Origin of the sequence: Pseudomonas mandelii (assembly GCF_002251635.1) — a bacterium.
Classification (GTDB): Bacteria; Pseudomonadota; Gammaproteobacteria; order Pseudomonadales; family Pseudomonadaceae; genus Aquipseudomonas; species Aquipseudomonas mandelii_B.
The window spans coordinates 1-13,998 of sequence record NZ_NMOJ01000219.1; the positions used below are offsets into that span (position 1 = coordinate 1).

General features: G+C 60.2%; 12 protein-coding genes and 1 pseudogene. 2 read left to right on the forward strand and 11 right to left on the reverse strand.

Annotation, left to right across the window (positions count from 1 at the left end; translation table 11 throughout):
• Positions 1 to 52: 52 nt before the first annotated feature.
• The 8 genes and pseudogenes from B7L09_RS26660 to minC form a co-directional block, all read right to left on the reverse strand.
• The gene (locus tag B7L09_RS26660; protein ID WP_094471370.1) at positions 53 to 2,221 is read right to left on the reverse strand and encodes a mechanosensitive ion channel family protein; all 2,169 of its coding nucleotides are present in this window, start codon (positions 2,219 to 2,221) and stop codon (positions 53 to 55) included.
• A gap of 77 nt (positions 2,222 to 2,298) precedes the next feature.
• Entirely contained in the window at positions 2,299 to 2,475 is a 177-nt protein-coding gene (locus B7L09_RS32060) for a hypothetical protein (RefSeq protein WP_176457777.1), read from the reverse strand.
• A 259-nt stretch (positions 2,476 to 2,734) separates the two neighbouring features.
• Positions 2,735 to 4,024 carry a M18 family aminopeptidase gene (locus tag B7L09_RS26665; protein WP_094471371.1) on the reverse strand — a complete coding sequence of 430 codons (1,290 nt, stop codon included), beginning with the start codon at positions 4,022 to 4,024 and terminating at the stop codon, positions 2,735 to 2,737.
• A gap of 76 nt (positions 4,025 to 4,100) precedes the next feature.
• Positions 4,101 to 5,207 carry a hypothetical protein gene (locus B7L09_RS26670; RefSeq protein WP_094471372.1) on the reverse strand — a complete coding sequence of 369 codons (1,107 nt, stop codon included), beginning with the start codon at positions 5,205 to 5,207 and terminating at the stop codon, positions 4,101 to 4,103.
• Between the two features lie 50 nt (positions 5,208 to 5,257).
• Positions 5,258 to 5,893, reverse strand: a complete 636-nt coding sequence (locus tag B7L09_RS26675) for an RluA family pseudouridine synthase (RefSeq protein WP_094471373.1) — start codon at positions 5,891 to 5,893, stop codon at positions 5,258 to 5,260.
• 181 nt (positions 5,894 to 6,074) lie between these two features.
• Positions 6,075 to 6,329 carry a cell division topological specificity factor MinE gene (gene minE, locus B7L09_RS26680; RefSeq protein WP_094471374.1) on the reverse strand — a complete coding sequence of 85 codons (255 nt, stop codon included), beginning with the start codon at positions 6,327 to 6,329 and terminating at the stop codon, positions 6,075 to 6,077.
• Positions 6,329 to 7,141: pseudogene (gene minD / locus B7L09_RS26685) on the reverse strand (septum site-determining protein MinD). The gene minE and the pseudogene minD overlap by 1 nt, the downstream one beginning before the upstream one ends.
• 191 nt (positions 7,142 to 7,332) lie before the next feature.
• Positions 7,333 to 8,070 carry a septum site-determining protein MinC gene (gene minC, locus B7L09_RS26690; protein ID WP_094471375.1) on the reverse strand — a complete coding sequence of 246 codons (738 nt, stop codon included), beginning with the start codon at positions 8,068 to 8,070 and terminating at the stop codon, positions 7,333 to 7,335.
• Positions 8,071 to 8,189: 119 nt separating this feature from the next.
• Here minC and B7L09_RS26695 point away from each other — a divergent pair, with 119 nt between their 5' ends.
• Positions 8,190 to 9,122, forward strand: coding sequence for a lipid A biosynthesis lauroyl acyltransferase (locus tag B7L09_RS26695; protein WP_094471376.1), 933 nt, complete (start codon positions 8,190 to 8,192; stop codon positions 9,120 to 9,122).
• A gap of 36 nt (positions 9,123 to 9,158) precedes the next feature.
• Entirely contained in the window at positions 9,159 to 10,331 is a 1,173-nt protein-coding gene (locus B7L09_RS26700) for a patatin-like phospholipase family protein (RefSeq protein WP_094471377.1), read from the forward strand.
• 118 nt (positions 10,332 to 10,449) lie between these two features.
• Here the strand turns inward: B7L09_RS26700 and B7L09_RS26705 are convergent, their stop codons facing one another.
• From B7L09_RS26705 to B7L09_RS26715, 3 genes are all read right to left on the reverse strand, one after another.
• Entirely contained in the window at positions 10,450 to 11,235 is a 786-nt protein-coding gene (locus B7L09_RS26705) for an outer membrane protein OmpK (protein ID WP_094471378.1), read from the reverse strand.
• A 376-nt stretch (positions 11,236 to 11,611) separates the two neighbouring features.
• Positions 11,612 to 12,397: an outer membrane protein OmpK gene (locus B7L09_RS26710; RefSeq protein ID WP_094471379.1), complete on the reverse strand. Its 786-nt coding sequence runs from the start codon at positions 12,395 to 12,397 to the stop codon at positions 11,612 to 11,614.
• Between the two features lie 161 nt (positions 12,398 to 12,558).
• On the reverse strand, positions 12,559 to 13,911 hold the full coding sequence (locus tag B7L09_RS26715) for a nucleobase:cation symporter-2 family protein (RefSeq protein WP_094471380.1): 1,353 nt from the start codon (positions 13,909 to 13,911) through the stop codon (positions 12,559 to 12,561).
• Between the last annotated feature and the right edge of the window lie 87 nt (positions 13,912 to 13,998).

Consider the following 13,998-nt stretch of genomic DNA (forward strand, 5'->3'; position numbering starts at 1 on the left):
GCCTTGTCGGAGCGGGCTTGCCCGCGATGGGGCCCTGACAGCCACCCTGTAATCAAGTAGCGGACACATCCTTCTGCGGCCCACCACCCGCCGTGATGACTTGCACACTCATCCGCGGTGTCGCCAAATCCAGCCCGGCCTCATCCAGATGGCGCTTGAGCGACAGGTTGAACGCCCGCGACACTTCCCACTGCTTGATCGGCGCGGTTTTGAAGCGCGCGCGCAGGATCGCACTGCCGGACTCGAAGCTTTCCACGCCCTGAATTTCCAGCGGCGACCAGATGTTGCGGCGTTGCAGTGGGTCGTTGCGCATTTTCTGGCCGACGTCGCGCATCAACTTGATGGCGTCGTCGATTTCCATGTTGTAGGGGATCGCCACCCGGAAGATCGCGTAGCCGAACTCCCGCGAGTAGTTCTTGATGCTCTTGATTTCGCTGAACGGAATGGTGTGCACGATGCCGTCGATGTCCCGCAGGCGCACGGTACGGATGGTCAGGCCCTCGACGGTACCGAGGTGGCCGCCAACGTCCACGTAGTCATCGATGGCCAGGGAGTCTTCGATGATGATGAACAGGCCGGTAATCAGGTCCGCTACCAGCGATTGCGCACCAAAACCGATGGCCAGGCCGATCACACCGGCACCGGCCAGCAGTGGCGTGACGTTCATGCCCATGTTCGCCAGGGCGACGATGGCGGCGATGATAAAGATGGTCACGAACAGCACGTTGCGAATCAGCGGCATCATGGTCTGCGCACGCGCGTTGGCCAGGCCTTTGCGCGAGCGCGTGAGGGCGTGGTGGATCGCGGTGTCGCTGAGGATCCAGATCAACCAGGCAAACAGCAGCGTNCCGGCGAGGCTGAACAGTTTGACGCTGACTTCATGGCCTTCGCCCTCGGTGAACGCGATCAGCGACATGCCCCAGACCCGCAGGCCCAGTTCGATGAAGACCAGCCAGACCACGAGATGGGCGAGGGTGTAGAAGAAACTTTTCAGACGCTCCGAATACAGCGCATGACGCTTCACACCCTTTTGCGGTTTAAGCGAATGACGACGAACCAGGCCGTTGATGACCATGCACAACACCAGCAACACCGTGCATAACAGAGATTGGCGCAGGGCGGTGCTGGTGTCGCCGGCAGACAGGAAGGTGGCAAACAACGAGATGNCCACCAACACCAGGGCCGGCACGTACCAGAAGGTGCCGAGAATATCGATGGTGTCGCTGAGCGCGCGGCGGGTAAGGCGCCGGGACAGCGGTTGGTTGCGGATCAGGTGGGCGATCGGCCGGCGGAAACGCAGGATAAATACGCCGGTGGACAANGCTGCCAGGACGTTGGCGACGGTGGCGGCGGTGTGGGCCAGGTGACTGCCCAGACTGGCGACCAGGCGCGGGTCGCTCAGCGCTTCACCGAACGCCGCGAAACTGCCGATCAGCCACAACGGCCGAAAGGCTTGATGGCGCAGGATGTACAAGGCGCGATGGCGATGCGGGCCGTCCAGTACGGAGAAGGCAATCACGCAGATCGCCGAGAAACAGGTGCCGACCACCAATGCGTAAGCCAGCACCATCGCCAGGGATTTGCCCAGGGACGAGGGCAGGACATAGCTCAGGTAAACCGTGATGACCAGGGCAATCAGCCATGGCCCCAATTTGCGCAGGGCGAAGCGCAGCATGTCCNGAGCCTTGGGGTGTTGCGGCAATTCTTCGGTCAGGCCGAAGCGCATGCGCACCCGGTGACTGACCCAGATCAGCGCAGCGGCCAGCAGGCTCCAGACCATCAGAATCATGGCGAAGGCAAAGATGATCGGCAGCCATTCGTTGGCCGGCAGCATTAGCGCGGTCAGTTCGTCTTTGGCCAGGTCAAACTCTTCGGACCAGCGCGTGAGGGGACTGTCGGCCCCGGAAAACTGCTTTTCGAAGCTGGCCAGTGTGCCGCCGATCAGGCCGAGTACACCTTCTTCGGTGGCCGGCTGCGCCTTTTTGGTGACGTCGCGCAGCTTTTTCAGGTCCGCCAGCAGTTTGCTCCGCTGCTGATCGTTCTCCAGCGACTTGATGACTTCGTCCAGCGATTGGCCTAGCGGTTCCTGCGCTTCTGGCTGGGTCTTGGCCGAACTGTTGAGCAAGCCCGGTAAACCGACCGCCTGGGCAGGCGCCATCGGCAGCAGCGTCATCAGGCAGACAAGGAAAAAACACGGCAGAGCGAAAAGACGAGCGAACACTAGGCGGTCAACCTCGGGATGAACAGATCGGCCGAGTGTACGAGCCCGTCAAAATCAATGCGAGCCAGGGGGAGGATTTATTCGTTGAGTTTGGCGAGGATCTTGAACACCACGGTGGCGAGGATCATCAGCATGCCGATCCACATGGCAAACACACCGGCATTTTTGTCACGGAAGTTGAAGCCGATTGCCAGCAAGATCATCCCGGCGAGAATGGGGATCAGCATGGCGTGGAATGAAGACATCGAGATCATGGGTGACTGCCTTGTCGGAAGGGATATTTAAAGTCTAGGTGGCTTTTGGGCGACCGGTGGTGATGCGTGTCAGAAGTGAGCCTGTTGTCGGTTCGATTGCCATCGCGGGCAAGCCCGCTCCCACAGGGTTTCGCATTAACCTGTGGGAGCGGGCTTGCCCNGCCTGTTGTCGGTTCGATTGCCATCGCGGGCAAGCCCGCTCCCACAGGGTTTCGCATTAACCTGTGGGAGCGGGCTTGCCCGCGATGCTTTTCAGGAATTACGGCAATTCCTGGCAGGCGTAGAACGCGCTCAGCACTTTGACCAGGTGGGCCAGGTCGTGGCTGCCGCACAGTTCACGGATGGAGTGCATGGCAAACGTCGGCAGGCCGATGTCCACGGTGCGTACGCCCAAATGGCTGGCGGTGATCGGGCCGATGGTCGAGCCGCAGCCCATGTCGCTGCGTACCACAAAACTCTGCACCGGGACTTCCTGGGCCATGCACAGGTGGCGGAAGAAGCCGGCGGTTTCGCTGTTGGTGGCGTAGCGCTGGTTGCTGTTGACCTTTATTACCGGGCCGGCGTTGAGTTTCGGGCCGTGGTTGGCGTCGTGCTTTTCCGCATAGTTGGGGTGCACGCCGTGGGCGTTGTCGGCCGAGACCAGCAAGGACTTTTGAATGGTGCGCACGAATTCGTCGCCTTCAGGCAGCAGGCGACGCAAGGTTTGCTCAAGCATCGGACCGTCGGCGCCGCACGCCGAGCAGGAGCCGACTTCTTCGTGGTCGTTGCACACCAGCACACAGGTTTCATCGGTTTCGCTGGTGAGCAAGGCTTGCAGGCCGGCGTAGCACGACAACAGGTTGTCCAGGCGCGCGCCCGCGATGAAGTCGCCATGCAGGCCGATGATCGCCGCGCTTTGGGTATCGTAGAAGCTCAGCTCGTAATCGAGCACCACGTCCGCATTCAGGCCATGTTCTAGCGCCAGCTGATTGGTGAGCACGGCGCGGAAGTCCACGCGCTCGTCACCGGCAAATTGCGCGAGGATCGGTGGCAGTTCGGTCTGGGCATTGATGGCCCAACCCATATTGGCTTCACGATTGAGGTGGATTGCCAGGTTCGGGATGGTGGCGATTGGCGCCTTGAAGTCGATCAGCTGGCTCTCGACCTTGCCGTCGCGGCGGAAGGTCACGCGGCCGGCCAGCGACAGGTCGCGGTCGAACCATGGGGCCAGCAGCGCACCGCCGTAGACTTCCACACCCAACTGCCAGAAGCCCTGGCGCTGCAGCTCCGGCTGGGGCTTGACCCGCAGGCACGGGCTGTCGGTGTGGGCGCCGACCAGGCGAATCCCGCCCTGCAGCGGCGAGTGGCGGCCCATCTTGATGGCGACGATCGACGAGTCGTTACGGGTGACGTAATAACGACCGTTGGCTTCGGTGGTCCACGGCTCGCGCTCGTCAAGGCGCACAAAACCCGCCGCTTCCAGACGCTGGNCNAGGCNGGCAGTGGCATGAAAAGGAGTAGGGGAGGCCTTGAGGAAGTCGATCAGGCCTTGATTCAACGCTTCGCGCATAAATAGCTCCAGACAGCAGTGGGCGGGAGTTTAACGTATTGGCCGGGGCCTTTGGGCATGACGTGAACCGGTCACGTCAGCTGGCAGCCGCTACCCGCTTTTTCAGGTACTTCATGATGATCCGCTCATCTTCAGGCTTTTCGGGCTTGGGCAATTGCCGGGGCCAGCCGTTCTGATGAGTCTCCAGCAGCTTTTTCTGTTGAGCCTGGTCCCAGCGAAGGATCTCCCGCGAGGCACATTCCCACCATTCGTGGCGGCAGGCCGTGTAGTACGGGTGATCGGGCGCCGCACTGCCGTACAGCAGATCGCGGCCGACTTTTCGCAGGGCGCCGCTCTGATGACGCAGCTTCCATTTGATTTTCAGCCGTTGCCAGGCCGAAGGGAAGGGTTTGACCCGCGGCACGTCTCGGCACAGTTCAACCAGCTCGCGGCTGAACTGCTCGCCATGCTGAGAGAAGAAATACGCCTGCATCGCATGGAAAAAACGTTTTTCCGCGAAGTAGTGATAGATGTATTTTCGGGCTTCATACACCGGCTTGTCGCGCATCGCGAACGACAGGGCGATCTGCTCGATGGTGTGGATGTCGAAGCCGTCCCGGGTCCACTCGTCGATGAGCTTGATCGATTCTTCGAACAGCGCGGCGTCGCGGTCGGTCACGCCGCACAGTCCGCTGTTGTACAGCTTGAAACCGTTCTGCGCAGTGACGCCGTGAGCGCGCAGGCAACCGCCCAGCTTCACGTAGTCGGGGCGTTCACACACGTCCTGCCAGTCGTACTCGAAGCGATCCATCAAGTAGTGCTGCGGCTGGATCTGGTTGAAGATCAGGTTCGGGTCGCTGGTGAACAGTGTGTCGGTATCGACGAACAGGGTTTTTTCCGCCAGCGTGAGACCGGCGGCCATCGCGCAGGCCTTGCGGCGATGGTGATAGCCGTTTTCGCCTTGCCACAGGGTCAGGGTTTCCTGGGTCAGCGTGACGGTTTCAACCGGCCAGCCGGCGTAATCCTGAGGGCGATCCGTGAGGATTCGGATGCTCGGGAGCTTGCCGTTCCTGGCATGGGAGAGCGCCGTCAAAATACTGAATTTGGCTTCGCGCCGGTAAACGTCCTGGTTGCCGTAGATCAGGTAAAGCAGTTGGTGGCGGGTTTTCTTGACGGGTGTTGCCAGGGAATCGGTACAACTCATCGGGATGGGGATCCTTTTGCTAAAGCAGGCGACTGCTTGTCAGGCAGTGCTTAAAACGGTGCGGGGCATTCGAAGCGCAAGCGTTCACCGGTTTGCGGATGGGTGAAGCTGAGCATGCTGGCGTGCAGGCACAAACGCGGCCAAGCGGCCAGGGCCTGCTCGTGGGCGTAGAGACCGTCACCCAGCAGCGGATGGCCGATGGAGAGCATGTGCACGCGCAACTGGTGGGAGCGGCCGGTGATCGGCGTCAGTTCGACGCGGCACCAGTCGCCACAACGTTCCAGCACTCGCCAGAAGGTCAGGGCGTGTTTGCCGAACTCGTGGTCGACCACATGGCGTGGTTTGGTCGGCGGGTCGTAGCGCAGGGGCAGGTCGATGCTGCCGCTGTCCAGTGCCGGCTGGCCCCAGGCCAAGGCGGTGTAGGCTTTTTCGGTTTCGCGGTCGTGAAATTGCCGAGACAACTCGCGATGAGTGTCCGGGTCACGGGCCAACAGGATGATCCCTGAGGTTTCCCAGTCCAGGCGATGGACAATGCGGGCCTCGGGGTAGCCGTTTTCCTGGAGGCGGGTGATCAGGCAGTCCTTGTTGTCATCGGCGCGGCCGGGCACCGAGAGCAGCAAGGTCGGCTTGTTCACCACCAGGACAGCGGCGTCCTGATGGATGATGCGGATGTTGGACAACGGCATTAAAACAGCCTCGTAACAAACGCCAACGGCGGCTCAGGCCCCGTCCAGTGAAAGAAGGGCCCTGAGCCGCCGTGGCTCCCGCTGGATCGACTAGCGATCCGTCGTAACAAACGCCAACGGCGGCTCAGGCCCCGTCCAGTGAAAGAAGGGCCCTGAGCCGCCGTGGCTCCCGCTGGATCGACTANCGATCAGGCAGGGTGATATTGAGTTCCAGAATCGAGCAGCTGCCGTCGTTTTCCAGGGCGACGTGCACGTCATCGTTGCCGATATTGACGTACTTGCGAATCACCTCGACCAGTTCCTTTTGCAAGGCTGGCAGGTAGTCCGGTGTGCTGCGTTGGCCGCGTTCGTGCGCCACGATGATCTGTAGACGCTCTTTCGCTACCGACGCGGTACTTGGCTTTTTGTTGGCGCGAAAGAAGTCAAAAAGATTCATTATCTACCTCCAAACAGGCGCTCGAAGAAGCCCTTCTTCGTCACATCGAGAAAACGATGTTCCACGGTTTTGCCCAGCAGACGATCTACGGCATCGCTGTACGCCTGGCCGGCGTCGCTCTGGTCGTCAAGAATCACCGGCACGCCCTAGTTGGAAGCTTTCAGTACCGCTTGGGATTCCGGAATGACACCCAACAGGGCGACCGCCAGGATTTCCTTGACGTCTTCGACGCCCAGCATTTCGCCATCGCTCACACGCTGCGGGTTGTAACGGGTGAGGAGCAGGTGTTCCTTGATCGGGTCCTGGCCATCTTCGGCGCGCTTGGATTTGCTGGCCAACAGGCCGAGCATGCGGTCCGAGTCACGTACCGAGGACACTTCCGGGTTGGTCACCACGATGGCTTCATCGGCGAAGTACATGGCCAGGTGGGCGCCTTTCTCGATGCCGGCAGGGGAGTCGCAGACCACGTATTCGAAGTCTTCTTTCAACGCCATCAGGACTTTTTCCACGCCTTCCACAGTCAGCGCGTCTTTGTCACGGGTCTGGCTGGCGGCCAGCACGTACAGGTTCTCAAGGCGCTTGTCCTTGATCAGGGCCTGTTGCAGGTTGGCTTCGCCGTTCACTACGTTGACGAAGTCGTACACCACGCGGCGTTCGCAGCCCATGATCAGGTCGAGGTTACGCAAACCGACGTCGAAGTCGACGATGACTGTCTTGTGGCCGCGCAGAGCGAGGCCGGTACCGATAGCGGCGCTGGTGGTGGTCTTACCCACACCACCCTTGCCGGATGTAACCACGAGAATCTTGGCCAAGGTGTTTCACCCCTAAGGAAAAAGGACTTTTCGNCCCTGAAAAACATCTCTTGAAAAACTACTGCAGTCGGACAGCCTTGGCTGGAATCCGGTCCAGAACAGCGTTAAACACTGCGTTTGGCCTTTTTCCTACTTCGTTTGAGCCGTTTTCGCTACGTTTTAGAGATGCTTGGAAAATGCGGCAGTATCCGTTAAAGCCGAATGATGTTCAACACGTCGCCTGACAGGCTGACTTGCACGCCCGCGCCCCACAAAGGGTCGCGGCGCAGATCCTCGGAAACCTTGTAGTGGCCGGCGATGGAGACCAGTTCAGCGCTCATCTGCTGACAGAAAATCCTGGCTTTCGTGTCGCCTTTGANNCCGGCGAGCGCACGTCCGCGCATCGGGCCGTATACATGGATGTTGCCATCGGCCAGAAGTTCCGCACCCGGGCTGACCGGGGAGATCACCACCAAGTCGCAACCCTGGGCATAAATCTGCTGGCCACCACGTACTGGCGACGTGATGATTTTCGTCGGTTTGAGGGTCGGCTCGGGCGGCTTTTCCGGCTTTTTCTTCACCTGGCCTTCGAGCGGGTCCAGGGGACGCTCACGCGCGCCGGACGGCGGCAGCACCGGCAAATCGACCGCGATGGCGGCGGCGATGTCTTCGATGCGGCTGGCGCGAATTGCCAGGGTACGCAAGCCATGGGAGCGGCACACGCGCATCAGGCCGGGCAAATCAATCGCGCCTTGGCCGGCCGGGAGTTTGTCCAGGGCCAGCACCAGTGGGGCATTGTTGAAAAAATTCGGCGCCAGGGCGACCTTGGCGGCCAGTTGGCGGTCCAGGGNNTCGAGGTCATTGCGGGCCAGCTCCAGCACGGTGATGGCGAGCATGCTGCCTTTCAGCTGGAACACGGGATCTTGGTCTAGCGGTTCGGTTTGGCTCATGGTCGGCAAAAGCGGCTTGTCACGAAAAGTGTCGAGACTTATAACGAGAACATCCACGGGCCGCAAGCCGAGTCGAACCGTTGTAGAATGCGCGGCCCTTGTCTTTACCGGAATCTGTAATGGATCGCCCGCGTTTTCGAAAAACATTTCTTATGCCGCGTTTCTGGCCGCTATGGTGTGGCTTGGGGCTGTTGTGGCTGATTGTTCAGTTGCCGTATCCGGCGTTGCTGTTTATCGGTCGCCTGCTCGGCGCACTGATGTATCGGCTGGCCGGCGACCGACGGCGCATTGCCAAGCGCAATCTGGAACTGTGTTTCCCTGAAAAATCCACCGACGAGCGTAAGCGCCTGCTCAAGGAAAACTTCGCCTCCACCGGCATCGCTTTCTTTGAAATGGCCATGAGCTGGTGGTGGNCNCGTCAGCGNCTGGCGAAGCTGGCCCATGTCGAAGGCCTGGAGCATCTGAAAAAGGCGCATCTGGACGGCAAGGGCGTGATCCTGATGGCCTTGCACTTCACGACCCTGGAAATCGGCGCGGCCCTGNTGGGGCAGCAGCACACCATCGACGGCATGTACCGCGAGCACAAGAACCCGTTGTTCGACTACATCCAGCGCCGGGGTCGCGAGCGGCATAACCTCGATTCCCTGGCGGTGGAACGCGACGACGTGCGCGGTATGCTCAAATTGCTGCGCTCGGGCCGAGCCATCTGGTACGCGCCGGACCAGGACTACGGCGCCAAGCAAAGTATCTTCGTGCCGTTGTTCGGCATTCAGGCGGCTACCGTGACGGCCACCAGCAAATTTGCCCGGTTGGGCAAGGCGCTGGTGGTGCCGTTTACCCAGGAGCGTCTGGCGGACGGCAGCGGCTATCGGTTGATGATCCACCCGCCGCTCGAAGGTTTCCCCGGCGAGACCGAAGAGGCCGATTGCCTGCGCATCAATCAGTGGGTCGAAGGTGCCCTGCGTGAGTGCCCCGAGCAATACCTTTGGGCCCATCGACGCTTCAAGAGCCGTCCACCGGGCGAGCCGAAGTTGTACAAGAAACGCGGCTGATCCCCAGATCCCTTTTTTGCACCATGGAGTGTTGCGATGAGTCCTGCTGAACCGGTTACAGGGTTGATTCTTTCCGGCGGCGGGGCTCGGGCGGCGTATCAGGTGGGGGTGCTGGCGGCGATTGCGGAGTTGCTGCCACCGGGGGCGCCGAATCCTTTTCCGGTGATTGTCGGCACCTCGGCCGGCGCGATCAATGCGGTGAGCCTGGCCAGCGGTGCCATGGACTTCACCGCCGCCATCCAGCGCCTCACCGCCTTCTGGCAGGGCTTTCGCAGCCACCTGGTGTTGCGCAGCGACTGGCCAGGTGTCATCCACCAAGCCAGCCGCTTTGTCAGCCACAGTCTGCTCGGGCTTGGCGCCCAGGTTCCGGTGGCGCTGCTCAACAGTTCGCCGCTGCGCGGTTTGCTCGACGACAAACTGCACATGAACGGTATCGCCGAGGCCATCGCCCAGAAGCAGTTGCAGGCGGTGGCGGTCACGGCGTTCGGTTACGAGTCCGGGCAGGCCGTCACGTTCTATCAGGGTGGCGGCACCATCGATGCCTGGTTGCGCCACCGGCGGATCGGCGTCCCCACGCAATTGACCGTCGATCACTTGCTGGCCAGTTCAGCGATTCCCTTGTTGTTCGCACCGGTAAAAATCGGCGAAGAGTATTTCGGCGATGGTGCGGTGCGCCAATCGGCACCGATCAGCCCGGCCCTGCATCTGGGCGCCAGTCGGGTGCTGGTGGTGGGCGTCAGCGGCAACCCGCGCGGCGTCGACCCGGAGCAGCCGCTGCAACGCGCCTACACCGGTCAGCAACCCACCCTGGCGCAGATCGGTGGGCACATGCTCAACAGCACGTTCATTGACAGCCTGGAAGGTGACATCGAGTTGCTGCAGCGTCTGAATCAGTTCAGTCACTTGCTGCCCGATGACACGCCGACGCGCGCGTTGGGCGTGGCGCCAGTGGACGTGCTGGTGATTTCGCCGAGTCAGCCGATCGATGAAATTGCCGCGCGGCATCGGCAGGAATTGCCGGCGGCGTTGCGCCTGTTCTTGCGCGGGCCGGGGGCGACCAAGACCAGTGGGGCGGGGGTGCTGAGTTATCTGCTGTTTGAGGCGGGGTATTGCAGCGAGCTGATTGATCTGGGGCGGCGGGATGCGTTGGCCAAGCGCGGGGAGTTGTGCCGGTTTCTGGGGTTGTCGGAATCTATGGTATCGGCTTGAGATTGGCGGTGCGGCCATCGCGGGCAAGCCTGGCTCCCACAGGTTTTGTGTTGTGCCACAGATTGTNGGTGCGACGATTCGACTTGCTCGCGATGGCGTCCTTACAGACGCCGCCGGATCAGAAGTGAACCTTGACCAGGAAGCTGGTCACGCTCTGATCAGTCTTGAAACCCTGGCTGTCTTCGATGCCGTACTTGTCTTTCCAGTAGTCATATTCGACGCCGACGTACAACTGCTTTTCGCCCAGGTTCAGTGCCTTGCCCAGGTCGTATTTGATCTGCGGATTGAAGTGCAGGTTGGCGTGATATTCGCCTTTTTTGTTGACGTCGTTGTCGACCACCCAGTCCATGAAACCATCGATCAGGATGTTCGAATCGCCGACCGGAATGGTGTAGGACCAGACCGGGGTGATCTGCCAGATGTTGTCACCCGGACGGTCGCCTTCGGTATGGCGGTTGTAGAAATTCAGCTGGAAGTAGTCGAACCCAGGGATCGCCAGGTCGAAACCAGGACCGATCAGGTAGGACTCGGTATCGTCTTCACCGAACTCGTAAGTCATGGCCAGCAGCACGTCTTTGATCGGGCCAAATTCGAGTTTCTGGTCGAAGATCTTGTTAAACGACAAGCGAGGGCTGAACTCACCGTAGTGGGTGTTCTTGCCCGCGAAGGTGTCTTCCTTGCCGTTGTAGAAGATCTTGTCGATGAAGAAGAAGTTGTCGCCGTATTTCCAGCCATCGGCGTGTTCGAAGGTCACCGTTTGCTGAATGCGCGGGTTGACCTGGAAATCCTTGCCATACAGATAAGTCAGGCTGTTGTTCTGCCATTGCAGCAGGTCGCCGGCCATTGCCTGGCCCCCGGCCAGTAACGATCCCGCAAGCATCAGGCTGGTGCACGTGCGTTTCATTCGGTTGCTCCCAAAAAGTAGGTGGTTCCACGTTTTTTTTCTAAGGTCGACGCTCTGGTGTGGCGCCTTTTTCTGTAGCGGTAAAAAATCATCCAGTCGGTCAGCTTTAGTGCTGTTAGCAAGAGCTGAGCCAAGGCGTTCGAAAAGCCAAAAAACTCCCGCTCGGCTGCTCAAGAGCAGTCGATTGAGAGGGGGGTTGGAGTGCCTTGGTACCGTGCAGAGCCGGGATAAGTTGGCTTTCTGGTCAGGAATTAAATCCGGGCTTTTTTTTAAAGCGGATTCAGGCGGCCGCGGAGAATACTGACTCCTTGGCCAGGTCTCAAGTGCCCCGCAACAGCGCACCGACGACAGGTTTGGAGCACGGTTGCGGGCCATCTTAAAAGTGCACCTTCACCAGCAGGCTGGTGGTGTTTTCATGGGTGTCGAAGTTGCCGTTGTTTTCGATGCCGTACTTGTCTTTCCAATAGCTGTACTCGACGCCGACGTACACCTGTTTCTCCCGCCAGCCCAAGGCTTTGCCCAGGTCGTACTTGATCTGCGGGTTGACGTGCAGGTTGGCGTGGTAGGTGCCCTGTGAGTTCTGGTCGTTATCCACGACCCAGTCGATGTAGCCGTCGATCAACAGGCTCGAGTTGCCCAATGGCAGGGAGTAGGACCAGGCCGGCGTGATCTGCCAGACATCGTCGCCGGGACGCGAGCCTTCGGTCTGGCGATAGTAGAAGTTCAAGGTGAAAAAATTGAAGCCCGGTACCGCGAGATCGAAACCGGGGCCGATCAGGTAGGCCTCGGTGTCGTCTTCGCCATTCTCGTAGGTCATGGCCAGCAACACGTCCTTGATCGGGCCGAATTCGAAACGGCGGTCGAGGATTTTGCCGAAGGAGAGGCGCGGGCTGAATTCGCCGTAATAGGCGTGAACGCCTTTGTTCCGGTCTTTCTCGCCGTTGTAGTAAGTGCTGTCGACGAACAGAAAGTTGTCGCCGTACTTCCAGCGGTCGGCGTGCTCGAAGGTTATCGTCTGCTGGATCGACGGGTTGACCGCGAAATCCTTGCCGTACAAATAGCTCAGGCTGTTGGTCTGCCACAGCAGTAAATCGCCGGCCATGGCCTGGCTTGCAGCCAGGAGACTGCTGCCCAACAGCAGGTTTTTTTGAGTCCGAATCATCTGTTGCTCCCTCTTGTTTTTATTGTTTGAGGCACAGGCAACCCCCAACCCTGTGGGAGCGGGCTTGTTCGCGAAAGCGGTTTGCCAGTCAACATTGATGTTGGATGTGACGACCTCTTCGCGAGCAAGCCCGCTCCCACAGGGTTTTGTGTCGTTACCTGTTACTGGGCGTGGCAGTCGTTGATCGCCGCGCGTTCGCGGCCGCCAAGAATGTTGAACAGCAGGTTCAGCGACAGCGCACTCAACGTCGCCATCGCAATGCCGCTGTGGGTGATCGGACTCATCCACAACGGCAAGTGCGCGAAGAATTCCGGACGCACCACCGGGATCAGCCCCATGCCGATGCTCACCGCCACCAGCAACTGGTTGCGACGGTCACCGATGTCGGCTTCCTGAAGAATCTTGATCCCGGTCGCGGCCACCATGCCGAACATCGCAATCGCTGCGCCGCCCAGCACCGCCGGTGGAATCGAGGCCACCAGAAACGCGGCTTTGGGCAGCAGGCTGAGCACAATCAGAAAGGCCCCGGCCATGATCGTCACCGAGCGGCAGCGCACGCCGGTCATCTGCACCAGGCCGATATTCTGGGCGAACGAGGAGTGGGTAAAGGTGTTGAAGAAACCGGCGAAGAACGAGGCNCCGGCATCACACAACAAGCCACGGCGGAGCATNCTTGGGCAGACTTCCTGGCCGGTGATTTTGCCCAGNGCGAGGAACATGCCGGTGGACTCGACGAAGATGATCACCACCACCAGGCACATGGACAGGATCGGTGCGAGTTCAAACTTGGGCATGCCGAAGTGCAGCGGGGTGACAATCTGCACCCAGGGGGCATCCGCCATGCCGCTGAGGTCGACCATGCCAATCAGCCCGCAGATTACGTAGCCCAGGCACATGCCGATCAGCACGGAAATATTGACCCAGAACCCGCGCATGAAACGGTGGACCAGCAGAATGGTGGCCAGCACCAGCGCGGCAATGGCCAGGTAAATCGGTGAACCGAATTGCGTGGCGCCGGCACCGCCGCCCGCCCAATTGACGGCCACGGGAAACAGCGACAAACCGATCGAGGTGATGACCGTGCCAGTCACCAGCGGCGGGAAAAAGCGCACGACCTTGGACATGAACGGCGCGATGATCATGCCGAAGAAACCGGCGGCGATGGTTGCTCCGAAGATGCCCTGCAAGCCGATCCCTGGCATGCCGGCCATGGCGACCATGCTGCCGACGGCGGCGAAACTGGCGCCCATCATCACCGGCATGCGAATGCCCACAGGGCCGATACCGAACGACTGCACCAGCGTGGCGATACCGGCGACGAGCAGGTCGGCGTTGATCAGAAAGGCGATTTCTTCACGGCTCAAGCCAGCGGCCTGCCCGATGATCAGCGGCACCGCGATGGCGCCGCCGTACATCAGCAGAACGTGTTGCAGGCCGACCAGGATCAGTTGCAAAAGGGGCAAACGCTGAATAGCGGGTGCGTCGGGGATGCGCGCTTCGGATAGCTCGGACATGCAACACCTCGGATCTTTTTTATTCTTGTGATTTTGTGCATCAGGTTGACCGCAGTGCGGCCAATCGCGAGCAAGCTCGCTCCCACA